This window comes from Lyngbya aestuarii BL J, assembly GCF_000478195.2.
GTDB lineage: Bacteria > Cyanobacteriota > Cyanobacteriia > Cyanobacteriales > Microcoleaceae > Capilliphycus > Capilliphycus aestuarii.
The window spans coordinates 37,185-63,353 of the sequence record NZ_AUZM01000033.1 but is presented as its reverse complement, the minus strand read 5'-3'; the positions used below and the strand labels follow the sequence as shown (position 1 = coordinate 63,353).

Annotated in this window: 14 protein-coding genes and 1 pseudogene; 9 read left to right on the top strand and 6 right to left on the bottom strand. The window is 42.4% G+C overall.

The genetic code is table 11. From position 1 onward, the window contains the following. The first annotated feature begins 16 nt into the window (after positions 1–16). Positions 17–3,181, top strand: coding sequence for a CusA/CzcA family heavy metal efflux RND transporter (locus tag M595_RS15015; RefSeq protein WP_023067140.1), 3,165 nt, complete (start codon positions 17–19; stop codon positions 3,179–3,181). 96 nt (positions 3,182–3,277) lie between these two features. On the opposite strand, the gene M595_RS15010 is transcribed toward M595_RS15015, so the two are convergent. Both M595_RS15010 and purD read right to left on the bottom strand, forming a co-directional pair. Next, entirely contained in the window at positions 3,278–5,488 is a 2,211-nt protein-coding gene (locus tag M595_RS15010) for an ATP-binding protein (protein WP_023067143.1), read from the bottom strand. A gap of 180 nt (positions 5,489–5,668) precedes the next feature. Next, positions 5,669–6,940 carry a phosphoribosylamine--glycine ligase gene (purD, locus tag M595_RS15005; RefSeq protein ID WP_023067125.1) on the bottom strand — a complete coding sequence of 424 codons (1,272 nt, stop codon included), beginning with the start codon at positions 6,938–6,940 and terminating at the stop codon, positions 5,669–5,671. Positions 6,941–7,317: 377 nt separating this feature from the next. Between purD and M595_RS15000 the strand changes: the two genes are divergently transcribed. The 4 genes from M595_RS15000 to M595_RS14985 all read left to right on the top strand — a co-directional run bounded on the left by M595_RS15000 (position 7,318) and on the right by M595_RS14985 (position 18,082). Continuing rightward, complete coding sequence (locus M595_RS15000; protein WP_023067166.1) at positions 7,318–10,656, top strand: GAF domain-containing protein; 3,339 nt, start codon at positions 7,318–7,320, stop codon at positions 10,654–10,656. A gap of 450 nt (positions 10,657–11,106) precedes the next feature. After that, positions 11,107–14,307, top strand: a complete 3,201-nt coding sequence (locus tag M595_RS14995; protein WP_023067132.1) for an alkaline phosphatase — start codon at positions 11,107–11,109, stop codon at positions 14,305–14,307. Positions 14,308–14,511: 204 nt separating this feature from the next. After that, a complete protein-coding gene (locus tag M595_RS14990; RefSeq protein ID WP_023067148.1) occupies positions 14,512–14,892 on the top strand; it encodes a hypothetical protein in 381 nt (126 codons plus the stop codon). Between the two features lie 403 nt (positions 14,893–15,295). Continuing rightward, positions 15,296–18,082: a CBS domain-containing protein gene (locus M595_RS14985; RefSeq protein WP_023067163.1), complete on the top strand. Its 2,787-nt coding sequence runs from the start codon at positions 15,296–15,298 to the stop codon at positions 18,080–18,082. 77 nt (positions 18,083–18,159) lie between these two features. Here the strand turns inward: M595_RS14985 and M595_RS14980 are convergent, their stop codons facing one another. The 3 genes and pseudogenes from M595_RS14980 to M595_RS31845 all read right to left on the bottom strand — a co-directional run bounded on the left by M595_RS14980 (position 18,160) and on the right by M595_RS31845 (position 20,205). Then, a complete protein-coding gene (locus M595_RS14980) occupies positions 18,160–18,441 on the bottom strand; it encodes a hypothetical protein (protein ID WP_040484153.1) in 282 nt (93 codons plus the stop codon). Between the two features lie 278 nt (positions 18,442–18,719). Next, a pseudogene (locus M595_RS14975) lies at positions 18,720–19,475 on the bottom strand (adenylate/guanylate cyclase domain-containing protein); the annotation flags it as partial. 346 nt (positions 19,476–19,821) lie between these two features. Next, entirely contained in the window at positions 19,822–20,205 is a 384-nt protein-coding gene (locus tag M595_RS31845; protein WP_023067138.1) for a hypothetical protein, read from the bottom strand. Positions 20,206–20,507: 302 nt separating this feature from the next. On the opposite strand from M595_RS31845, the gene M595_RS14965 reads away from it, so the two are divergent. Next, positions 20,508–21,815 carry a pentapeptide repeat-containing protein gene (locus tag M595_RS14965; RefSeq protein ID WP_040484152.1) on the top strand — a complete coding sequence of 436 codons (1,308 nt, stop codon included), beginning with the start codon at positions 20,508–20,510 and terminating at the stop codon, positions 21,813–21,815. Positions 21,816–21,884: 69 nt separating this feature from the next. Here M595_RS14965 and M595_RS14960 read toward each other — a convergent pair whose 3' ends face one another. Then, the gene (locus tag M595_RS14960; RefSeq protein WP_023067135.1) at positions 21,885–22,511 is read right to left on the bottom strand and encodes a TenA family protein; all 627 of its coding nucleotides are present in this window, start codon (positions 22,509–22,511) and stop codon (positions 21,885–21,887) included. Positions 22,512–22,609: 98 nt separating this feature from the next. Here M595_RS14960 and M595_RS14955 point away from each other — a divergent pair, with 98 nt between their 5' ends. The 3 genes from M595_RS14955 to M595_RS32350 all read left to right on the top strand — a co-directional run bounded on the left by M595_RS14955 (position 22,610) and on the right by M595_RS32350 (position 26,117). After that, positions 22,610–24,007 carry a DUF1800 domain-containing protein gene (locus tag M595_RS14955; protein WP_023067139.1) on the top strand — a complete coding sequence of 466 codons (1,398 nt, stop codon included), beginning with the start codon at positions 22,610–22,612 and terminating at the stop codon, positions 24,005–24,007. Positions 24,008–24,329: 322 nt separating this feature from the next. Then, on the top strand, positions 24,330–25,484 hold the full coding sequence (locus tag M595_RS32355) for an ATP-binding protein (protein WP_238987080.1): 1,155 nt from the start codon (positions 24,330–24,332) through the stop codon (positions 25,482–25,484). Between the two features lie 12 nt (positions 25,485–25,496). Beyond that, positions 25,497–26,117 carry a response regulator gene (locus M595_RS32350; RefSeq protein WP_023067131.1) on the top strand — a complete coding sequence of 207 codons (621 nt, stop codon included), beginning with the start codon at positions 25,497–25,499 and terminating at the stop codon, positions 26,115–26,117. Positions 26,118–26,169 lie beyond the last annotated feature (52 nt).

Genomic DNA, 26,169 nt, shown 5'->3' with positions numbered 1-26,169 from the left:
TTCTCCGACGATTTCAATGCTAAATTCAATACTCAATAATACGCTCAAAACTTCGATCGCCCACCGCTGGCTAATCGTCGTGGGAGCGATTTTGGTAACAGTCTGGGGGGTTTTTAACGTTAGTCAAATGCCCCTGGATGTGTTCCCCGAATTTGCACCCCCGCAAGTCGATATTCAAACCGAAGCGGTGGGACTGGCGCCCGAAGAAGTCGAAACCCAAATTACCGTCCCCATTGAAAGCGCCGTGAACGGTCTGCCGGGAGTAACTACGGTGCGATCGTCTTCCAAGGTGGGGCTGTCGATGGTGCAGGTGGTGTTTGACCAAAATGCCGACATTTACAAAGCGCGACAATCGGTAACGGAGCGCCTCCAACAAGTCACCAACCAGCTACCAGAGGCCGCACATCCCCCGGAAATTTCGCCTTTTGTCTCCCCCCTCGGTACGATATTGCAGTACGCTTTCACGGTCAATGAACAGGGGCAAACGTCCCTTATGGATCTGCGGCGGCTGGTGGAAGTCACCCTCAGCAATCAAATTCTGTCGGTGCCGGGAGTCTCTCAAGTGACCATTTACGGGGGCGACGAACGCCAAGAACAGGTGTTGGTCGATCCGGCAAAATTGCGATCGCTGGACGTTTCCCTAACCGAAGTCACCGACGCCGCCAGGGGCGCAAATTCTAACGCTCCGGGCGGTTTCCTCATTGGCGGGGGTCAAGAACTTTTGGTGCGGGGGATCGGACAGGTTAACTCGATCGAAGACTTGCAGCAGTCGGTGGTGAAGGTGCAAAACGGCAACCCTATTTTGTTGGAAGACGTGGCGGAGGTGAAAACCGGTGCCGCCCTCAAGCGGGGGGATGCCAGTTTTAACGGTCAGCCTGCGGTTGTCTTGATGATTAATAAACAACCCGATGTGGATACCCCCACCGTTACCAAAGCCGTTGAAGCGGTGATGGCATCGTTGCGGCCAACGTTTCCCCCCGACGTGCAAATCGTCCGCACTTTTCGCCAGTCTAATTTTATTGATTCTGCCATTCGGAATGTTAGCGGTTCTCTGATTCAAGGCATCATTATCGTGTCGGTAATTATGCTGCTATTTTTGATGAATTGGCGGACGGCAGCTATTACTTTGAGCGCCATTCCCCTTTCTTTATTGGTCGGGTTAATGTTTATGAAAGCCCTGGGTTTGGGCATTAATACCATGACTTTGGGCGGTTTGGTAGTGGCGATCGGATCGGTGGTTGATGATGCGATCGTAGACATGGAAAACTGTTATCGGGGACTGCGAAACAATCAGGCCCAGGACAATCCAAAACATCCTTTTCTGGTGGTTTATGATACCTCTGTAGAAGTTCGTTTGGCGGTAATTTTTTCGACGGTAATTATTGTGGTGGTTTTCGCCCCAATTTTTAGTTTAACGGGTGTGGAAGGGCGAATTTTTGCGCCGATGGGGTTGGCTTATTTGCTGTCGATCTGCGCGTCTACTTTGGTGGCGATGACGCTTTCTCCGGCACTTTGTGCGATTTTATTGGCTAACGAAACTTTGCCCCAAGAAGGCACGTTTATTTCCCGTTGGGCGGAACGTTTGTATCGTCCTCTGTTGAATGTGTCGCTGCGATCGCCTCAAATTATATTAACAATGGCGCTCGCCGCGTTGGTTGCAACTTGTGCGATCGTTCCGTCTTTGGGACGGGTATTTTTGCCCGAATTTCAAGAGAAATCGTTGGTCAATTCAATGGTATTGTATCCGGGGGTTTCTCTGGATATGACCAACCGGGCGGGGATGGCGCTGTCTAACTCGCTCCAGGATAATCCCCTTTATGAATGGGTGCAGGTGCGGGCGGGGCGAACTCCCGGCGATGCGGACGGGGCGGGGGTAAATATGGCTCATGTTGATGTCGAACTCAGCGATATTGCGCTCAAAAATCGCGAAGCCAGCGTTAAGGAACTGCGGGAAATGTTTTTAAAATTACCGGGGGTTGCTCCCAATATTGGCGGGTTTATTTCTCACCGTATGGATGAGGTTTTATCGGGGGTGAGAAGTGCGATCGCGATTAAAATTTTTGGGCCTGATTTGGCTGAACTCCGTGCAATTGGCGAACGGGTTCGAGATGCGATCAAGCCAATTTCTGGGGTAGTAGACTTGCAGCTAGAACCGCAATTACCTATCCGCCAGGTGCAAATTAAATATAATCGCCGATCCGCAGCAATTTATGGGTTGACGATGGAACAATTATCGGAGATTGTGGAAACGGCTCTTAATAGTCGGGTGGTGTCGCAAGTTCCAGAAAACCAGCAGCTTGTCGATATTTCTGTTTCGTTAACCGAGGATGCTCGCAACAGTTTGGATGCCATTCGTGGGGTTCCGATTTCGACTCCGACGGGTCAAATTATTCCTCTGGGAGAGGTTGCAGAGGTTGAATATGGGATGGGGGCAAATGTTGTAAATCGCGAGGATGTTTCCCGGTTAATTGTGGTTTCGGCGAACGTTTACGAGCGGGATTTGGGGAGCGTGGTTGGCGATATTCAAGCCGCAATTAAACAGAATGTTCAACTGCCGAAGGGTTATTTTATTCAGTACGGCGGTCAGTTTGAAGCCGAACAAAATGCGACTAATAACCTGCTGATATACAGCATTTTGGCGGCGTTTGTGATTGCGGTGTTGATGTTCTTTTCTGTTAAATCGCTTCCCGCAACCCTGGCGATCATGCTTAATTTACCGCTGGCGTTGGTTGGCGGTATTGTCTCGATTTTAGTGACGGGGGGCGTGATTTCTGTTGCTTCTCTGATCGGTTTTATTACGCTGTTTGGGGTGGCGGTTCGTAACGGTTTGTTGTTGGTGGATAACTATAACAAAAAGTTCGCCCGGGGAATGTTTCTTAAAGATGTAATTGTTAACGGTTCTTTGGAACGGGTGAACGCTATTTTAATGACGGCTTTAACTTCGGCTTTGGGAATGTTACCTTTAGCGATCGCCACCGGCGCCGGAAATGAGATTTTACAACCGTTGGCGATTGTGGTTTTGGGCGGTTTAGTTACGTCTACGGCGTTAACGTTGTTGGTTATTCCCGCGCTTTATAGTCAGTTTGGTAAGCGGTTAATACCCATACAAAAAGACAATGCCGTTCGCACACACTTTCCCGTAAATACCGCAAAAAAATCATCGGCAGATTCACTCTTTTAGCAGATTTACAGGGCGATCAAGGAGATTAGCCATCTTCTGATCGCTCTTTAAAAAAAACAAAAAAGGTAAGATGAAATACAAGATGATCGGCTTCCTTTAGTTGTTGTTGTTCGGTAAAGACTTATTGATATATTCTATCTCTTTTGTGTGAGCCTGAAAATCTTGAAAATCTTGGTAGACAGCTAAATCAAACCAAAATGTGGTGCCAATTCCCAACTCACTAATTAAGTGAATTTGACTGTGATGTTTTTCCATAATATTGCGAACAATAGATAATCCTAGCCCAGTTCCTTCTAAGGTGTGAACTCGATTTTCAACTCGGTAAAACCGACTAAATACAGCTTCTTGATCTTCGGCTGCAATTCCGCTTCCCGTATCAGAAACTTCGATTCGCACATATTGAGGAGAGGAAGGAATTTCTAACCCAATTTTCTCATCTAGTGGACGAGGGGGGGGTGGAGAAATAATCCAGCCGCCTTTTTCGATTTCTTCGGCTTCTTTGCTGATAACTTTGGGTTGATCATCCTCTAAAAGATAGGCGCGAATAATCACCCGTCCTCCAGCTTGTGTAAATTTGAGGGAATTCCCCACTAAATTTGCAAAGACTTGTAGCAATAGATCATAATGACCTAAGACAGGGGGTAAGTCGGGTTCAACCTCCTGACTCAACTCTATTCCTTTGTCTTTGGCGTTGAGTTGGTAGGTGCGTAAAGTTTGTTCAATCGGTTGAGCAATATCGATCCCTTCAAAGTGATAAATTCGACAAGATTCTAACCGGGATAAATCTAATACATCATTGACTAAACGAGTTAAACGATCCGTTTCATAGTTAGCAGTTTCTAAAAATTCTCGTCGTTCAGCTTCGGTTAAATCCTCACCATAATCATGGAGGGTTTCAATAAAGGATTTAATATTAAAAAGTGGGGTTCTCAGTTCGTGGGAGACGTTACTAATAAAATAACTTTTGGCTTCGTTTAATTCAACTTCTCGGGTAATATCCTGAATGGTCATCGCAATTCCTTTCAGACTGTCCCGATATTGATCTTCGAGTTTTAAATGATCGTGGTGTTGATACAAACTACTTTCATTAGCCTGGGGATGTTCGGGAGAGTTACACGTCTCATTCGTGTGGCTAAAACAACTTCCACAAAGGGGATCTAATCCTGGTGCTTTATGTAATAAAACTGTATTGAGGAGAATTCTGAGAGTCCGATTTGTGGGTTCGCTTAAAGAACAGCGAAATTCTCCCCCTTCTTGATTTCCACTAGCGATTTGTTGTAAGGGTTGAGAGATTTCTTGTAATAACGGTAAGGGGAAATGATTGATCGCATTTTCCCCAATAACGCTTTTTCCATCCCAGTTAAATAGACGTCGAGCGGTGGGATTCACTAAGATTAAATTTAACTGAGCATCTAATAAGATTGCTCCATCTGCAATCGTTAGAACCAGGGTTTCTAGCTTGGCTTTTTCGGCGGTTAACTCCTCAATATTTTGAGCTTCATAGCTTTCGAGTCGTTCAGCCATTTTATTAAAGCTAATGATTAATTCCCCCAGTTCTCCACCAAAGGGTAAATCAACTCGTTGGTGAAAATTTCCGGCGGTAATATTTTGAACTCCTCTTAACAGTTCTTTGATCGGTTGAGTAATGGTTAAGGCATTAAATACCGCCCCTAAAATCACCATCACCCAAATTGAGACAAACACTGCTAGAGTCACATCCCGCGTTAAATTTGAGGAGACAACAACGGTGGGATTTGGATTAATTCCAATGGCTAAAATTCCCCAATATTGTCCTTCATCCATCAAGGGAACAAACACATCTGTCACCTGTCCAGCAGGGGTCATGTGTTGACGTACCATCGGAATAGAAGTAAAATCTCCCGCTTTTATACTGGTAATAAAATTATCCGGGAGTTGCATCCGCCGTCTGAGCGTGAGAGAATTTTGAACGGCTGAATCTGAAAACGGTAAACCGAGAAAGATCTCCCCATCTGGGTCAGCGTACAACATATACCGGACACTGGAGGTACTGGTATAAAATTGTCGAGAAAAACGGGCGACTTCATCGCGTTTGTTGTCAGCGATCAAAGGGGCAACATTTGCGGCTAACAGTAAGCCTAGATCTCGACCGTAGCGGGTATCATTGAGACGTGCGTCTTCTTGAATGGCATTAACCGCCCAGAAGGTTAAACCACTCATCAATAAGGAAACAACTAGAGTTGCTCCGGCCATTAACCGGGTCTGGAGGGTAAACTCCGACCACCAGTTTGCGATAATTTCACCAATTTTTTTCAGAATTGCGATCATCTCCCGACGGTTTGAGATCTGAGTTTTTTGCAGTTGGGATGAAGCCATGAACCATAGGGTTAGTTTACCGAACTATTCATTATCATACCCACTGCTAATTCTAAGTTAAGTTTTGTTAAACAGCCAGATTGTTTATTTTAGAACTCCTCATCAATTGCTAATAATTGGGTGAGTTCTGTCCTAAAGCTTGGCTATCCGAAAGCCAATATCACGCCGACAATACATCTGCTTAAACTGGATACAGTCTAACGCTTCATAGGAATTTGTGATGGCTTGTTCAAAAGTCGAACCCACTGCGGTCACTCCCAACACTCGCCCCCCATCGGTAATCACTTGCTCCCCTTGCAGTTTCGTTCCGGCGTGAAAGACTGTTGCACCTTTGGCTTCTGCCTGTTCTAGTCCAGTAATAGCGTAACCTTTTTGATAAGATCCGGGATAGCCACCAGAGGCCAAAACGACACAGACTGCGACTCCAGGTTTCCAGGATAGGGGCGGAAATTGAGCTAACCGTTGTTGACAGCAAGCCAGTATTAGTTCATCAAGCGGGGTTTCTAACAACGCGAGAACCGCTTGGGTTTCGGGATCACCAAATCGACAATTAAATTCTAAAACTTTGGGTTCTCCATCTGGGGTAATCATTAACCCGGCATAAATCACACCTCGATAGTCAATTCCCCACTTTTGCAATGTCGCTAGTGTGGGTTCGAGAACTTCTGTTTGAATCCGTTGTTTTAAGGAATCTGTCAAAATGGGGGTCGGAGCATAAGCCCCCATTCCCCCTGTATTTGAGCCTGTATCCCCTTCACCAATCGCTTTATGATCTTGGGCGGGAATTAACGAACGAATGGTTTGACCGTCTGTGAGGGCGAGTACAGAGACTTCTTGACCGGTTAAATATTCTTCGACCACTACTGTCTGATTTTCACTGCCAAATTCGCCTGCAAAAATCGCATCAATGGCAGAGTGGGCCAGTTCTACACGATCAGCAACCGTCACCCCTTTTCCTGCGGCTAAACCATCAGCTTTAATCACAATTGGTGCGGTTTTGACATAGGCTTTGGCTGTTTCTGCATCGGTAAACACTGCGGTTTGGGCGGTAGGAATCTGGGCTTGCTGCATCAGGTTTTTCGCCCAAGCTTTACTGGCTTCAAGTTGCGCCCCGGCCTGGTTCGGGCCAAATACCGGAATATTGTCTTGTTGTAAATAATCGGTAATCCCTAACGCAAGTGGCACTTCAGGGCCAACAATGACGAGAGAAACGTTATACTTTTGAGCAATACGTTTGATTCCCTCAAAGTCATCGACAGCAACCGGATGATTCTGACAGCCTTTGAGAGTAGCGGTTCCTCCGTTTCCTGGGGTGCAGATCACTTGTTTGACATTGGGCGATCGCAGTAATGTCCAGGCGAGGGCGTGTTCGCGGCCCCCATTTCCAACAACTAAAACATTCACGTTTCGTAGCTCGACAGTTGATCGATTGTAGTTTGATTATCTTATCAAAACTTGGGACTTGGGATGTTTGATAAGATTTGCAACTTTTAGACAATTGATCGAGAGGATTACCGGGTTCGTTCTATCCAAATGAAAATGACAAGCGTTAAAATCGATCATGTGAACTTCGATCTCTTTGCATCTTAACTTTTTTTCTGCATCTGACTTTTTTGCCTGAATTGATGGATTTGTCGAGTACAGATAGACACAGATTGATAGCTTTGTCAACGCGATCAGTAACTTGAATAATCAATTTGGCAATTGATCAAACACTATGGGGTTCATCGTATTGGGGCAATGTCTAAATTCAGTATTTATATAAATTTGAGAGGTTGGGCGTGGAAATTTCCAAACCACAGACACTAAAAGTCAATTTAGAGTATGGTAGTGTACTGCATCGAATTACCAATCGCATTCGACAATCACTAAAACTGACCGAGATTTTAGCAGCAACGGCCGCAGAAGTTCGTTTATTATTAGGAACAGATCGCGTCAAAATTTACAAGTTTCATCCGGATGCGAGCGGTCAGGTGGTGGCTGAATCGATTTTTGAAAACCGTTTACCCTCACTTTTGGGATTGAATTTTCCGGCTGGAGATATTCCACCAGAAGCCCGAGAGTTATATATTAAATCACGAGTTCGTTCTGTGATCAATACTGAAACTCAGGAAATTGGTCATAGTCACTTTCAAGAACTTGATGATGGGACAACTCACGAGGAGGATATTCGCTATCGTTCTCTTGATCCTTGTCATTTGGAATATTTGACTGCAATGGGAGTAAAATCTTCAGTCTCTGTCCCGATTATGAATCAAGATCATCTTTGGGGATTGCTTGTTTCTCATCATAGTGAATCTAGAACGACTCCAGATGAGGAATTGCGATTATTACAAACAGTGGTTGATCAGCTTTCGGTGGCGATCGCGCATTCAGAATTATTAACTCAAGCCGAAGAAAGAGCGAACTTACAAACTTGTATTAATCGAATTAATAGCTTTCTTCATTCAAGTTCGAGTATCGAGTTGCAACCCGCCCTAGAAGAAATCATTACCACTTTGGCGGGATCAGGCGGGCGACTGTGTATTAAAGCAAATCCTTTTAATCTCAAAGATGACACGATTAAAAGCTTTGAATATTGTCTAAAAAGTCAGAATATACAGATTTATACACAAGGGAAACAGCCTCAAATTCCTGAAGTTTCTCTCTATCCGTTGATGGAACAATATAGTGTTTGGTCAGAGCATTATCAATCCGAAAATTATGATATTTGGGCAATCTCAGATCTTTTTAAAGAAGACAAACTACGGAATTTACAATCTGCTTTTTATCAGACAAAAATCCGCAGTTTATTAATGATTCCACTTCATTATCGACAAGAATTATTGGGATACCTCAGTATTTTTCGAGATGAACTGGAAACAGAAAAGTTGTGGGCGGGACGAGTTGAAGACGACAAAAGACAGCTTTCTCCGCAGATTTCGTTTGAAGTCTGGCGCGAACAAAAACGAAGAGAAAGGCCGAAATGGACGGAAAATGAACTGGAATTAGCGCGATCACTCGGACATCAGTTTTCCTCAGCGATTTATCAATATCAAATGCGTCAACAGATGCAAGCTCTAAATGCAAGCTTAGAAATAAAGGTTCAGGAACGAACCTTAAAACTAGAAGAAACAGCCCATAACCTTCGTAAATCAACAGAACAACAGCGAGTGTTGTTTGATGTGGTGACGAAGATGCGAAACTCACTCAATTTAGAGACAATTTTCCGCACGACAACAAAAGAATTATGTAAATTTCTTCAAACAGAACGAGTCTCCGTTTATCGCTTTAATAGTGATTGGGGTGGTGAATTTGTTGGAGATTATGAGTTTGTTGATTCGCAATGGTCTAACCTAGAAATTGGTGTAAATACGGTTTGGGATGATACTTATTTACAAGAAACTCAAGGCGGACGTTATCGCCATGGTGAAACATTTGTTGTTAATGATGTTGAACAAGCGGGATTAACCAATTGTCATGTTGATATTCTCAATCAATTTCACATCAAAGCATTTGTGACAGCACCGATTTTTGTCGGACAAAAGTTGTGGGGAATTTTAGCCGTTTATCAACATACTTGTTCTCGGAAATGGGAAACTTCAGAGGTTCAGTTTATTTCTCAAGTGGCGACTCAATTAGGAGTGGCTATTCAGCAAGCTCAACTCTTAATTCAAACTCGCAAACAAACCCTAAAACTCAGACAAGCCGCAGCCGATAGTCAACGAATCGTAAAACAACAACAGGTTTTGTTTGATGTCGTTGCAAAAATTCGTAATTCTCTCAATATTCAGAAAATTTTTCAAACTACAACTCAAGAAACAGGACGTGTTTTACAAGCAGATCGGGTGGTGGTTTATCAGTTTAATGATGACTGGGGTGGGGAGTTTATTCATGATTATGAATTTGTGCTTCCTCAATGGAAAAGTTTAGTCAGTTTAGGACTAACAAGTTGGGGAGATAATTGTTTAAAAGAAACTGAGGGCGGACGTTTTCGAGAGGGTAAAACACTAGCAGTTAATAATATTTATCAAGCTAAATATTCTCCGTTTCATCTAGAGATGTTAGAGAAACTACAGGTTAAGTCCTACTTGATTACTCCTATCTTTTTCGGACATAAACTCTGGGGTTTATTAGTGGCTTATCAACATTCAACGACAAGACGTTGGCAATCGTTAGAAGTGGGTTTTTTCTCTCAGGTTGCTGCTCAACTCGGAGTCGCTATTCAGCAAGCTAATTTATTAAATAAAACCCAAAATCAAACTGAAAAGTTAACCCAAACATTACATCAATTGCAGAAAACCCAAACTCAACTGATTCAAACTGAAAAAATGTCCAGTTTAGGACAACTGGTTGCAGGTGTCGCCCATGAAATCAATAACCCGGTGAATTTTATTCATGCTAATCTTTCACCAATTTCTGAATATGCGGATAATTTGTTAACTTTGTTTTCTTTATATCAAAAAAACAGCGATCAAACTGATCCAGAAATTGTTGAATATAGTCAAGATGTTGATATTGATTTTGTCGCCGAGGATTTGCCAAAAGTCATCGATTCCATGAAAATGGGTGTAGATCGAATTCGCCAGATTGTGCGATCGCTTCAAAATTTCTCTCGTCTTGATCAATCCGAAGTTCAAGCTGTGAATATTCACGATGGGATTGATAGCACGTTAATGATTTTACAACACCGTTTGAAAGCAAGTGGAGACTTGACTGAGATTCAAGTGATTAAAAAATATGGGAATTTACCGCTAATTGAGTGTTATCCCGGACAATTAAATCAAGTGTTTATGAATCTTTTAAGTAATGCTATTGATGCGATTAGAGACAGAAACAAACAAAAATATATTCAACAAGAACAAAAAGTTGATTCAGGAATGATTCAGATTTCTACAGAACTGATGATTAATAATCGGGTTCTCATCCGTATTATTGATAATGGAATTGGGATGTCTGAAATGGTTAAAAATCGTATTTTTGATTCTTTCTTCACTACGAAATCACTGGGAAAAGGAACAGGTTTAGGTTTGTCAATTAGTTATCAAGTGGTTACTGACCAGCATAAAGGTGAACTGAAATGTCATTCTGTTGTCGGAGAAGGAACTGAGTTTTCTATAGAAATTCCAGTTTGTCAGTGAGTATTTAGCTTCCTTTAAAGATGTATAATTACCCCTCTCCTACTCGGTAAGGCTGCGAGCGTTCTAGTCCTAAAACTTGATTTGTGGGAAAGATCGAAGGTGTATAGAGGCGGCTTGGTGAGTAAATCTATGTTGTCCCAGAAAGTTGTCCCAGAAATTAGTTATGTAAACCTGCTCCGAAGGTTAAGTCAATAAATTGTTTATAAAAAAGTTAATTTATAGTTTAACCCAAAGATAACTTAAGCATAACTGCCATTTAATTTCAATGAAATAATATTTCCCTGAGAGTAAACTTTTGTAAAAATGTTAACTCTCTCACTCTGGGTGTATTAGTAAGTTTTTGCCTAAAGTTCATCTCCTGAATTGAGCTTTGAAGTCCCAACAAAGTTACTTCAAACTCGGTGGAGTTTTGTGTCAAAAAATAGTCAGCATCTACCTCAAAATAAGCAAATGTCTAACAGCGTTATCTTTATTCATCCCGATGGAACCAGTCCATCTCACTTTGCTGCAGGTCGTTTTGTTCAAGAAGGGCCGGATGGTCGCCTCAACTGGGACGAAATGACCAACGCCGGGGTTTACCTGGGACACATGGAAGACCGACTGGTGGGAACCTCCAACGGTGGGGCGGTGGTTCATGCGATGGGCGTCAAACCCTTTGCCGGATCTTACGGTTTAGACGAAAACGGCGATCCGATCGTTTCCCTGTCTAGCCTCAGCCCTGAACTTGGTGGCCCCAACCTGGGTGTTGAACCCGGTATGACGATCATGGAAGAAGCGATCGCCGCCGGAAAAGCTACCGCCGTGATCAACTCTGGCTTCATCGCCGAACCCGGAACGGGCGTATTTTTGGCTGATGTAGTCAACCGAGGTGAAACCGAAGAAATCACCGCCGAAATCGTCGAATCTGGCGTTAACGTGATCTTAGGCGGGGGCGAAACGGACTATCTCCCCACCGGAACCGTCGGTTTCTTTGGCGAAGAAGGAACTCGCGAAGATGGTCGCAACCTCATCCTAGAAGCCGAAGACTTGGGTTACACGATTGTTTACACCCTCGAACAACTGCAAAGCCTACCAGAAGACACCCAAAAAGTTCTGGGGATTTTTGCGGCTGAAGACACCTACAACGACACCACCGAAGAAGCCAACGTCGAGGCGGGTTTGGAAAACTACGGCCAGCCCGGTAACGAAAATCCGCCCACCATCGCCCAGATGCTGGAAACCACTCTCAGCTTAGATCTGTTCTCCCCGGAAAACGAGAACGGCTTCTTTGTGGTGATGGAAGAAGAAGCTACAGACAACTTCTCCAACAATAATAACGCTCGCGGCACTATCGAAGCCGTTCTTCGGGCTGATGATGCCCTTGGTGTCGCCCAAGACTACATCGAAAACGTTAAACCCAATACCCTGTTAATTACCGCAGCAGATAGTGACGGGGGCGGTTTAGAAGTTGATGATCGCAGTGGTGAAACCGTTGGCACTGTTGGTGTTAACCCCACTCTACCTGATCGTTCCGATGCGATAGAAGTTCCCTACGACGGGGCCAGTGGTCGCGATACTGAACCCTTTGTTTCCGCCCCCGACGCCAACGGCAACCAGTACACCTTCGGCGTTGGTTTTGCCGGAACCCCTGACTTTGCCGGAAGTATTGTTTCTAAGACCTTCGGTTACAATGCCGATTTGTTACCCAGTACCTTGGATAACACCGACATTTACCGGATCATGTATCAAACGCTATTCGATGTGGAACTGCCCTCCCCCGTTCCCGCCGAAGCGCCCCAGCCGGCCCCCGAACCCACCCAAGACACCGGAAACGTTATCTTTATTCACCCGGACGGTACCAGCCCCTCCCACTTTGCTGCGGCCCGCTTTGTTGAGGAAGGCCCGGATGGTCGTTTAAATTGGGATATGATGACCAATGCCGGGGTTTATCTCGGACACATGGAAGACCGACTGGTGGGAACTTCCAACGCCGGGGCGGTAACACACGCCACCGGAACTAAAACGGCTGCGGCTTCCTTTGGGTTAGATGAAAACGGCGTTCCTGTGGTTTCTCGTTCTGGAATGCGGGGAATGACGATCATGGAAGAAGCGATCGAGGCTGGAAAAGCCACCGCCGTGATTAACTCCGGATTTATCGCCGAACCCGGAACCGGGGCATTTTTATCCAGCGTAGCCAGCCGCAGGGACACCGAACAAATTACCGCAGACATTCTAGAATCCGGTGTTGACGTGATCATGGGCGCCGGCGAAACGGACTATCTGCCCGTCGGAGAAGTGGGTTTCTTTGGCGAAGAAGGTACCCGCGAAGATGGTCGCAACCTGATCGAAGAAGCCGAAGACTTGGGTTATACGATTGTTTACACCCGCGAAGAACTGCAAAGTTTGCCAGAAGATACCCAAAAAGTTCTGGGAATTTTTGCGGCAGAAGATACCTACAACGACACCACCGAAGAAGCCAACTTTGCGGAAGGTTTGGAAAACTACGGCCAACCCGGTAACGAAAATCCGCCCACTATTGCGGAAATGTTAGACGCGGCATTGCCGATCTTATCTCAAGATCCCGATGGCTTCTTTGTGGTGATGGAAGAAGAGGGAACCGATAATTTTACCAACAATAATAATGCTCGCGGTTTTGTCGAAGCGATGCAACGGGCCGACGATGCGATCGGGGTGGCGATGGACTTCGTGGACAACCAAGATCCCAACACTTTAATTATTACGGCTGCCGACAGCGATGCGGGCGGTTTGGAAGTCGATGATCGCAGTGGTGAAACGGTTGGAAGCGTTGGTGTTAACCCCACATTGGCTGATCGTTCTGATGCGATTGAAGTGCCTATGGATGGCGCGGAAGGACGGGACAGTGAACCGTTTATTTCTGCACCCGACGCCAGTGGCGATCAGTTTCCCTTTGGTATTGCCTATGTGGGAACACCGGACTTTGCGGGGAGTATTGTTTCCAAAACCTATGGTCTCAATGCCGATTTATTGCCGAGTACGGTTGATAATACCGAAATTTATGAGGTCATGTACCGGACGCTGTTCGGCGATGTTCTCCCCAACTTAATTGATGGTACACCCGCCGATGAAACGTTGGTCGGAGAAGATGCCAATGACCTGATCCGGGCGGATATCGGGAATGATATTGCCGCAGGTGGTTTGGGCGATGATTTCGTCTACGGTGAAGAAGGCGATGATACCCTCCGAGGTGACGAAAATAGTCGTTCTCCGGGCGGTACCGTTGGTGGCGATGATACGATTTATGGCGGTTTGGGCGATGACCAAATTGGCGGTAAAGCCGGGAATGACCAACTGTTGGGGGATGAAGGCGATGATCTCATCTGGGGTGATGATGGCGATGACCTCATTGATGGCGGTTTGGGAGATGATATCCTAACTGGAGATGATTTCTCAGGCGGTCAGGGTGCTGATACCTTTGTTTTAGCCGTTGGCGAAGGGATTGATACGATTGTTGATTTTGAAGTCGGAATTGACTTATTAGGCTTAAAAGGCGAACTCAGCGCCGATGAACTCTCGATTTCTCAAGTTGGAAGCAATGCTGAGATTAGCTTGGGTAGCGAGATGTTAGCGATTTTAACAGGTGTAAATGCGGCTGATTTAACGGCTGATGATCCTTTTGTAATGATCGCCTAATTTTAGGATGTCAAAAATCTGAGTTCTGACTCGGTAAAGTTGTTTATGAATTGGGGTGGTTTTTAACCGCCCTATTTTTTTGGGAAAATTCATAGAGATTTTCTCGGGTTAGGCTTGAGAATACGCGAAGAAGCTAAAATTTAATTACAGCAAGCATTTTTCTGTGATCTCTTATATCTCTAGCAATTTAAGCAATTTAAGCAAATGAGTCAAAATTATTGTAATATTTTCTGGCGATCGCTATTAATTTTTCCGATTATTGGATTAATCAATTTATCCGATATTCCTACAACCTTTGCTCAAAGTTTACCCAGTCCCCTGGAAACTGCGGTAATTGACGCCGTTCAACAACCAGGACTTCCGACTCCTGAAGTCACCAAAGTAACCATAGAAGGTTTATTTGGTTTGGCAACTTGGGTGATGGGAGAAGCAGGGGGAATGGTCGCGTTAATTAATAATGGGAGAAATTGGGAAGTTACTCGTCTTCCGGGTGGTGTACCCGACGCCGAAGAATTGAGTCGTTTGTCGGGGATACCCGTTGAGGTTTGTGAGGAATTATTATCTCAACATTTGGGAACTAAATAAAAATATCATCAACCAATTCTCTCAACCCAGAAATCACTGAATTAGGCTGTCGTGCGTGATTTCACAATGTTTCTGGATCAAGCTGTTGAGTTTTACCTGAACGATATTCATTATCGCTTATAATCCTACAAATAGAAAATAGGTGTTATTGTAATCTATCTACTTTTCTCAAACTATCATTAATGTAAATGTAGATGTAAGTTAAGTAAAGTGTCAGCGCAACCCAACAATAACAATCCTGTTAGGTTCAATCAAGATCGGGTTTGTTGAGTTTTCTCAACCCAACCTACTTAATTTTTACTTGATTTCAAACTACATCATGTCTTAGGGTAGTTATAATTTTGCTCAAAAAGAACTAATATAGATAAAGTTCCTCCGGACTAACGTCTTTTTTTCTATTCCTATGCACCTAATTTTATGTCACACCACCGCAGATTTTGATGCTTTGGGCGCCGCTGTTGGACTGTCGCGTTTGTATCCGGGAAGTAAAATCGTTCTAACTGGCGGTTCTCACCCTGGAGTTCGAGATTTTTTAGCCTTACATCGAGATGAATTTCCTCTAATTGAACGGCGTTCTGTTAACCCCGAAAATATTCGTTTTATAACAGTTGTTGATACTCAAAATCGTGAACGGTTAGGAAAAGCATCGGAATGGTTTGATTTACCTAATTTATATGAAATAACCGTCTGCGATCATCATCCCGATAGTGAGTTAAATATTCCCGCAACTACCACTCAAATTGAATTGGTTGGTTCGACAACAACATTAGTCGTAGAAAAGCTAAAAGATGCCAAACAACATCGGGAAACCGAAGACACAAAATGGCTGTTAACCGCAGCAGAAGCAACGGTGATGGCGTTAGGAATTCATGTGGATACGGGTTCGTTAACCTTTGAAGGAAGTACCCCCAGAGACGCCTTAGCGTTGGCGTGGTTAATGGAAAATGGCGCGAGTTTGCAGGTAATAGCAGAATATATTGAACCGGGATTTTCCAACCAACTACAAGATTTATTAACAGTTGCTTTAGAACAGTTAAATCAAGTCACAGTTCACGGGTATCAGGTGGCTTGGGTGTTACTCGAAACAGAAGATTATGTTCCGGGTTTATCGAGTTTGGCTTCTCAATTAATTGAAATTACCGAAAGCGATGCGTTATTGCTCGGAAATTGTCAGCAGAAGAAGAACAAAGAAACCGAATGTTTAACAATTATCGGACGTTCTCGCATCGAACAAACCAGCCTGAATCAATTGTTTAAACCTTTTGGCGGTGGAGGTCACGATCAAGCCGCTTCTGTGGTGATTAAAGATACCAATCCTCAAGAACAATTAACCGAAATTATCGAAGAATTCAAAGCACAAATTCCTCATCCTCCCACAGCACGGGAGTTGATGTCTTCTCCCGTTAGAACCATTCGCCCAGAGACAACAATTGCAGAAGCACATCGAATTTTACTGCGTTATGGTCATTCGGGTTTATCGGTAGTTGATGAACAAGATCAATTAGTGGGAATTATTTCCAGACGTGACCTTGATATTGCACTCCATCACGGCTTTAGTCACGCTCCGGTTAAAGGGTATATGACGCCGCAATTAAAAACCATTAAACCCAATACAACGTTACCGGAAATTGAGTCTTTAATGGTCACATACGATATCGGACGTTTACCCGTTTTAGAGGGGAATAATTTGGTGGGAATTGTCACCAGAACCGATGTTTTAAGACTACTTCACCAACAACAACGACCGCAGAAAAAACTGGGTCAAGGCTGCATTCCCGGTTCAACCTGTGATTCTATTCAAGAGCTACTTGAACAGCGTTTAGCACCGCCATTATTAGAACTTTTAAACCGACTGGCGGAACTCACCCAACAACGGGGTTGGCAACTTTATTTAGTGGGGGGAGCGGTACGGGATTTGTTGTTAGCTGACCCGGAAAAAACGCTATTATTAACGGATATTGATTTGGTTGTTGATGGCTGTCATCAAAGTTATGAAAATGCAGAAAATAATCAACAAAACGATAAAAATCCTCCCGCAGTTGAATTAGCCTCTGCGTTACAAAAAACTTATTCTAATGCTCGTTTAGATGTTCACGGACAGTTTCAAACTGCGGCTTTATTGTGGCATAATGACCCGGTTTTAGATTCATTATGGATTGATATTGCAACCGCAAGAACGGAATTTTATCCCTATCCCGCAGCCAACCCAGAAGTTGAAGCGAGTTCAATTCGTCAAGATTTGTACCGACGAGATTTTACCATTAATGCTTTGGCGTTGCGTCTAACTAAACCCTATGAAGGGGAATTATTAGACTTTTTTGGCGGAATGAATGATTTACAAAATCGCCAAATTCGTGTTTTACACGCCAATAGTTTTATTGAAGATCCGACGCGCATTTATCGAGCGGTGCGGTTTGCAGTACGGTTGGGATTTGAACTTGAGTTTCAAACGAAAGATTATATTCAGTATGCGATTAATAGTGGGATTTATGAAAAAGTTCAATCGGAAAATTACTCGACTCGTCAACGGGTTCCGGCTTTGGAAACTCGGCTGAAAAGTGAGTTAAAATATATTTTGCAAGCGCCTTACTGGAAACCTGCTTTACAACTTTTGGGAGAATTAAAAGCGTTGCGTTGTATTCACCCGACTTTAGAATTGAATCAGGAGTTGTGGCGACAAATTCGATTGGTAGATCGGGGGTTAATTCGTTTTGATCCCGAGAAAACTTTAACCCATTGGCAAATGAGACTAGAGGTATTAATTGCTCATTTAGCGCCGCAATATCGAGGTGATGTGGCGGAAACGTTACAATTTTCTCTAGACAGCATTGAACGACTTCAACAGTTAGATTCTGCCAAAGCCGAGGTGGTGAAATTAATGCCAGAATGTCAATTAGCCAGCCAATTTTATCGACTGTTAGTGCCTTATGATTTACCAATGTTAATCCTAATCGCAGTGCAAAGTCCGCGATGGGTTCGACATCGAATATGGCAATATTTAACCCAGTGGTGGAATATCAAACCGTTACTCAATGGTAATGATTTGAAAGAACTAGGGTATAAGCCGAGTCCTCAGTTTAAGCAGATGCTTGATGACCTATTGGTTGCAACAATAGATAAAGAGATATGCGATCGCAAATCAGCAGAAGCCTTTATTCAGGCGAAATATTCGTTGCTCGGGGACTGTTGATCTGAGGATGCTCAGGTTGGCATCCCAGACAATATTGGTGTTGGGTTATGCCTAAAAACTGGATGATTTTCCCCAATTTAGTTATGACCATAGGGGTCGCGGCATCCCAAGTATGTAACATCGAAGCTTTCTCCAGAATCATCAGCTTTAGTTTCTAGACCGGAGAGAACTTGGGTACGGCTGAGGCGAGCGCTTTGACGAGTTGTGCCGCCGATGCTGCCGTTTTTCCAGCCACTGTCACCTACTTTATACTTATAACCACAAACGATGTCTTGTCCTGTGGTACCGATGGCTTGAGCAGGTAGACCTACGTTGAGTCCGACGAAAGCAACGGTGACGATTCCAATAAGCTTCTTCATCCAAAACCTCCTAGTATATAGTGTACTTGCTTGGCTTTAATTACTACTTTATAGCTTCTTCCACTTTGAATCAGTATCTGTTTGCACTGATCGAAAAAAATTAAAATGTTATCCTAAAAACAAGCCTGAAATCAAAATTAAACTCTCTATTTTTCCTTTTGAATAGTTATTTAATTTTATTTTTAAAAAGAAAAGATAGGCTAAATTAATCTCCTCTGTCATATATTCAAACTCCCTTAATTTTAAAATTATAATATTCTCTCTAGACTAAAAATAAATTAAGTCATCGGTTCCCCGCCTTGAAAAGACGGGGCTTGCCGATGACCGTTGGTCTTGACTTGAGACTCTACAGGAGTAGGTTGGCGACTTTTCAACCAATAAGTGATCATTTCGCCACGACCCTTGACTTGAACGATACCCCGTTTTTCCAAGACATATTGATGCTTTAATAATTCATAGGTACTGCTGCTGACCTGGATTTCGCCAATTTTCCCATGAGATTCCATCCGGCTAGCGATATTAACTGCATCCCCCCAAAGATCGTAGGAAAACTTCTTCAACCCAATCACACCTGCAACCACTGGTCCTGTATTAATCCCGATCCGGATATTGATAATTTTATTATCTTCTCGTTTAAATCGATAAATTTCTTGCTGCATATCTAACGCCATATCTGCGATCGCTTCAGCATGATCTTTTCTAGGTTTAGGTAGTCCTCCGACAACCATGTAAGCATCTCCGATGGTTTTGATTTTCTCTAAACCATGTCGTTCCGCCAAACGATCAAAACTGGAAAAAATTTGATTGAGTAAACTCACCAATTCCGTTGGAGAAATTTGAGAGGCGAGTCCGGTAAAATCAGTAATATCAGCAAATAAAATGGTCGCCTGTTCAAAGCGATCGGCGATTAAACCCGGCTGTTTTTTAAGCTGTTCGGCAATGGTTTGGGGTAAAACATTGAGTAAAAGCTGAACAGATTTTTCTTTTTCAACTCGCAAGGCTTCCTCGGCTTGTTGGCGTTCGGTAATGGCTTGATGAATTTGAGTAAACATTTGCATAAAAGCAGAAATCACATCTCCTAACTCATCATGGCGTTGAGTTGAAGCTGAATAAAATTTTGGAGGTTCTTGATTGTTGGAAATCGATTTTCCCGCTTTGATTAAATCTAGTCTGAGGTTTAAAATCGGTGTAATCACCATTTTTTCCAAAACAATCATTGTCCCAATTCCCACAAAAATAGAGATGATTAGAACTAATCCAGCAATTCGGATAATAAAAAAATTAACTTCTTGTTTTATTTGATCAGCATCATGGCGAATAACGACTAAATAATCATCTTTTAAAGACTGGAGATGACAAGCAACATCATAGCGATCGCGGCTATGGAGTGTTGAGATAAATATCCTCCCCAAGTCTGGCTTGAGAAAAAGAGAGTTGAGGGAGTTCACCAAATTCGCCGATGCGTTTTCCGTCTGGAAGCTTGTAAACGAAACCCCCCTTAATATTGGCATCAAGCTGATCGAGATACTTTAATTGTTTTAAAAGTTCGGCTTCAGATTGATAAGGATAAGTGGCAATAATCCAGGCAAGTTTACCGGAAGAAACTTCGGTAAGTTGTTGTAAAAGTTCCTGCTGACGACGAGAAACAGAAGGAACTAAAATAATTAACTCAATCAAAAAAATACTCGCTAAAATCCAGATTGAGATTCGTTTAGATAAACGTGCGTTTAAAAATCTCAGCAATAGTCTCAAACGAGATGACATTGCTACAACCTCCTGTCTAGGCAAAAAAAAATAGTATTAAAACAAATTGAGTAGAAAGAACAGCAGCTTTTTCCCTTATTAATACATTTATTGTGGCTCGGTATCCGCACTAGACCCTGGAATATATGCCACAATTAAGACCTCAAGCCGCCTCGGGGGTTTTACGCTCTCAAGTTCGAGCTTAACATAAACCTCCGATCGCGTTTGCTTGCCCTAGTCAGCTTTGAATGAGTTTAGGTACAATCAACAGAAGGATTGCATCCTAAGAATTAATTGCTATTTCAACCCAGTTCCCCTAACCTATGACCGAGCAACCTAACTCCCAATCGCCGAATCCTACAGAATCCGATAGAAATATAGAGAGTTCAAATGGAATCCCTGTAAACAATGGAGTGATCATCAATACTGGGGAAGCGCAAATCTCGACAACTCGCGAAGAATTTGAACAAGCGGTGGCGGCGCCGGCGAGTAAATACACCTTAACCGGAAATCTAGAAACAAAGTCTCCCAGCAACTTTCTAGCCTCTGTTGTCACCCTGGTTGCGGTGGCGATTATGATCCTGGGGTTGGCGCTCGATAATATTTGGGTTGGATATATCAGCGCTTTTGTGGTTTTGTTTGCATCCCTACGAATGATCTGGCCGAGTTGGGGTAATATTTGGACTTCGCTGATTCCCCCGGTATGGCGCAGCTTGATTATTGCCAGCTTTGGGATTTTAGCGGCTATAGCAGGTTTGTTGATGTTGAGCGGCTCAAACAAAGATTTTGGCAGTCGCAATATAGTGATTAATTGGGATGCGATTGGTGCGTTAGGAGAACTGATCGGCGCGTTAGGTCAGATTTTAATTGCGATTTTGGCGGTTTATGTGGCGTGGCGTCAATATGTGATTTCTAGAGATTTAACGATTCAACAAAACCTGATTACTCAACAGCAAACGATTGATGCTTATTTTCAAGGTGTTTCTGATCTGGCGTTAGGTGAACAGGGATTGCTGGAAGATTGGCCCCAAGAACGGGTGATTGCGGAGGGACGAACGGCGGCAATTATTCGCAGTGTGAATGCAGAGGGAAAAGCCAAGATTTTACGGTTTCTCTCTCAAGCTAAACTGATTACTCCTCTCAAACGCGATCGTCATTTGGGTCGGCCTATTCTTGATGGGAATGGTAGTTATGCCGAAGATCGTTTAGAAGGAATTCGGGTGATCGACTTGGGTGCAATGTTGGCTTGTGCAGATTTAGCGGGAACGGATTTACGCCGAACCGATTTAGCAGAAGCTAATTTAGTGAAAGCGAATCTCAGTGGTTGTGATTTAGTACGAGCGAACTTATCCCGTGCGATTCTTTATGAAGCCAATCTCTCTAACGCGACTCTCAGAGCAACAAAATTATTTTACGGTTCATCAGAAACCGCAACTCCTCGCAGTCGCACAAAAATGCCGGACTATAAAACAGGTCAGTATACAGGGGTTGTGATCGAAAATGCCAATTTGACGGGGGTTGATGGCTTGTCTGATGAAAACCGTTACTATTGTTGTGCTTGGTGTGGAGAACAGTCCCGAAAAACAATTCCTGGGGGTTGTGAAGGGATTCCTAATAAGTTAGGACGTTGAATTAGGCGACAGGTGTCGGGTGTTGGGGAAGCGGGAAAAAAACGGTTAACTGTTTTCACGGATTACTGGTTACGGTTTATTTTGTTCCCAAGCCGACTGAAAAAATTCTTGTTCACATAACATCCCATAGCGGTAGATTGTATGAGCTTGCGATTCATCAACACTGTAGCGATTTGTTAGATCTTCGAGTTGTTGAGTGAGTTGTTCAAATTCATCGCCGCTATAGGTTTTAATCCAGTCCGTGTATTGATGGTTGGGGATCTCTGGTTGAGCAAGTTTTTGACCAAGAAAAGCATATAATCTCATACAGGGAGTCATGGCAGCCGCGATCGCACCGATATCTCGACTCCAAGCGGTGGCTAATAAAAATTCGGTATAACGACGGGTAGCGACTCCGGGTTGAATGGTTTGTAGGTTAATTTCCCAAATTTGGGCATAATTTTGATGGAGTTGTAGTTCTTCTAGGACTCCGTTGGCGAGAGAATGAAATAGCTGAAACCCTTCCCAGTCGGGAGTTTTAGCCGCAGCAATACTATAGGCGCGAGCAAAGGATCTGAGAAAAAAGGCATCCTGACCCACATAAAAGGCAAAGCAATTTCGCGGCAAAGTTCCCTGAGCAATACCTTGGACAAAGGGATGTTCAAGGCAGGCAATAATTAGGTCTTGGTTGGCTTGCCATAGATCGCTCGATATCATAGAAGTAGAAGGTTTTCTGACACTTCATTAATGAGTTTATCTTAAAAGCCAGGCTGAATCTACCCTAATACCTAAACGTTCTCACCCTAAAAATCCCGATGAATGATACTCGTGTTTTTCATACCATTAATCGCTTAACTTTTGGATATACCGCTGGACTGATTCCACAGGTTAAAAAGATGGGAATTGAGGCTTATATTCAATCTCAACTCAAACCGACATCAATTGCGGTTCCCGAGACTTTAACTCAAAAAATTAAAACTCTAGATACTTTTACGTTAACGCCAGGTCAACTCTATAAGCAACAGCAGCGTTTGATTGAAGAAGCCAAAAAACTCAAGCTAGAGTCTAAACAAATTCAAAAAATTAGAGGAGATTTTGAACGAAAAATTCGTCAACACGCTGAAGAAGGACGTTTGATTCGAGCCGATCAAAGTCCCCGACAGCTTGAAGAAGTGATGGTTGATTTTTGGTACAATCACTTTAATGTGAATGGTTTGCAAGGTGGACAACTTAAGCTCTATTTTAGTTCCTACGAGCAACACGCAATTCGACCTCATGTTTTGGGGAAATTTCGCCAGCTTTTGGGTGCGACAGCCAAGCATCCAGCGATGTTAATTTATTTGGATAATTGGCTAAATACAGCCCCAGGAAGTCCGAAAGCGAAGGGAAGATTTAAAGGGTTAAATGAGAACTATGCACGGGAATTATTGGAACTTCATACTTTAGGGGTAGATGGGGGATATACTCAAGCAGATATTATTGCCTTAGCTCGAATTTTAACAGGTTGGGGAGTTCCTCATCCTCGTGCGAAACGAATAGAAGATGAAGATGGTTTTGACTTTGAAAGCGATCGCCATGATTTTGAGGATAAAGTATTTTTAGGTCAAAAAATTAAAGGGAGAGGTATCGAAGAAGGAGAGGAAGCTTTGGATCTTTTAGCACGTCATCCTTCGACGGCTCGATATATTAGCTATAAATTAGCACAAGCTTTTGTTGCCGATCAGCCCCCAGAATCTTTGGTCAAAAAAATGGCGAAAAAGTTCTTAGAAACCGACGGGGAAATTCGTCTTGTTCTCAATACTTTGTTTACCAGTTCAGAATTTTGGAATTCAGATGTTTATCAGGGGAAATTTAAAACCCCCTATCGTTATATTATATCAGTGATGCGAGCAATCGGTGAGGTGAGTAATTTTAACTCTGCTAATGGTTCATTAAGACAGTTGGGAATGCCTTTGTATGGTTGTTCTTCACCCGATGGTTATAAAAATACTCAGGATGCTTGGTTAAATCCAGATACCATGATTCGTCGTAGTAGTTTCGCGGTACACCTTTCTAAAGGTATACTCCATGATAAAAAACCTGTAGATACTCAAAAGTTAATTGAAACTTTAGGTGATAATTTTTCTGCAAATACCCGAGAAGTAATTGATCAAAGTTCGCCAGATATCAAATCTGCTTTGATTTTAGGAAGTCCTGATTTTATGAAGTATTAGGGCAGAAATTAAGTTTAAGCTAAACTGTTAAATTTTAAGAGCAGTTTAGCTCAACTCAAAGGTAATAAATATTTGAACTTTAAATCAACTTAAATTAAATAAATTTAATTTTTAATCCATAACTCCGATTAAGTAAAAAACTTGTTAATTTTTGTTGTAAAAATATATTAATCCTGATAAACTAAGTAATAACTAAATCAGGTTTAATGCTATAAACCTCGTCAATACTGTCTATACTTCCAACTCTAGACGTGTTAAATTTTTTATAATTTTTTATCAAATGTTGTACTTTTTAGAGACTATATTTTAGCCGAAAAAATATATGCCGCATGGCTCATGCTACTTGTGGCAAACTTCATTAATTGGCTTACACGTTATTAGTGATTTACTGATTGCGATCGCCTATTTTTCTATTCCTGTAATGCTCATCTATTTTGTTTACAAAAGACAAGATATTCCTTTTAATAGAGTCTTCATTTTATTTGGCTTATTTATCGTTTCTTGTGGTGTAGGTCATCTCCTTGATATCTGGACACTCTGGCATCCAGCTTATTGGTTATCAGGTATCGAGCGAGCTTTTACTGCTCTTGTTTCTTGCTACACGGCTTTAGAGTTAATGGTATTATTACCTCGATTTCTCTCTTTAAAAACACCAGAAGAATTAGCAATTGTCGAAGCAGCAAACCGTTCTAAAAGTTTGTTTCTTGCTCACATGAGTCACGAACTGCGTACACCCCTAAATGCAATTTTAGGTTTTACTGAACTAATGTCTCGGGATGTCCAACTCACTGTTAAGCATCGTGAATATATTAATATTATTAACCGAGCAGGTGAACATTTACTTGCTTTGATTAATGATATTTTGGAAATCTCTAAAATCGAAGCCGGAAAAATTATACTTTTGGAAAATGACTTTGATCTCTATAGTCAGGTTGATAGCTTAGAAGAAATATTAGGGTTAAAAGCCAACTCTAAAGGCTTAAAATTAGTTGTTCAAATCGATTCTCAGGTTCCCCAATATATTTGTACCGATGAAAGAAAACTACGTCAAGTTTTGATTAATCTAGTCAGTAACGCCATTAAATTTACAGAAAAAGGAAGTGTAACACTACGAGTTAAAGGTGAGAAATTTAAACCGCAAAATATTTTAACTTTTGAAGTAGAAGATACTGGGGAAGGCATTAGTTTGGAAGAACAAAAGAAACTCTTTGAAGCATTTAGTCAAACAGAAACCGGAATAAAATCAGGTCAAGGAACAGGCTTAGGCTTACCCATTAGTCAAAAATTTGTAAAATTGATGGGTGGAGAAATAACGGTTAGAAGTCAATTAAATCAAGGAACTCTATTTACTTTTAGTCTACCGATCAAAGCTGTAGAAAACATTCTAACGGAAACCAATCAAACCTCTAAAATTGTCACTGGGATAGCTGCGGATCAATCTAATTACCGCATTTTAATCGCTGATGATGACTCTTAAAACTGTTTTCTTTTGACTCAACTGTTGAGTTCAGTTGGCTTTGAAGTACGAGAAGCTTCTAATGGTCAAGAAGCTCTAGAAACTTGGTTAGACTGGAAACCCGATCTAATTTTTATGGATATGCAAATGCCTATCATAGATGGTTATACAGCGACCCGAAATATTAGAGTTTATCAGCAAGGTGAAGCGACGATCATTCTCGCTTTAACGGCTCACGCTTTTGAAGAATATCGACAATATATTCTCTCAATTGGGTGTGATGATTTGATCCGTAAGCCCTTTCAACAAAAGGAATTATTCGCTACAATTAGCAAATATTTAAACATTCAATACCGTTATGAAGAAGAACCCTTAACCTCTCCCAAAAATCACAGCAAAAACTTAAACAATTCTCAGTCAAACTTTGTGTTAAATGCAATTTCCCTTGATGTTAGGCTGAGAGAATGGGTTGAACAACTATATGTATATTCAGCCCAATGTAGTGATTTTTCGCTCAATTGTATGATCAAAAAAATTCCCACCCAATATTCAGATTTAGCTCAAGCTTTAACTGACATTTTAGATAAATTTCGTTATGATCAAATTGTTGAATTAACTCAATCTATTATTAATAAGCCAGTCTCCAAAAATTAACTGCAATTTTAAAATTAATTTCATAAAAAATGTTAAATTTAGGGTATCATTG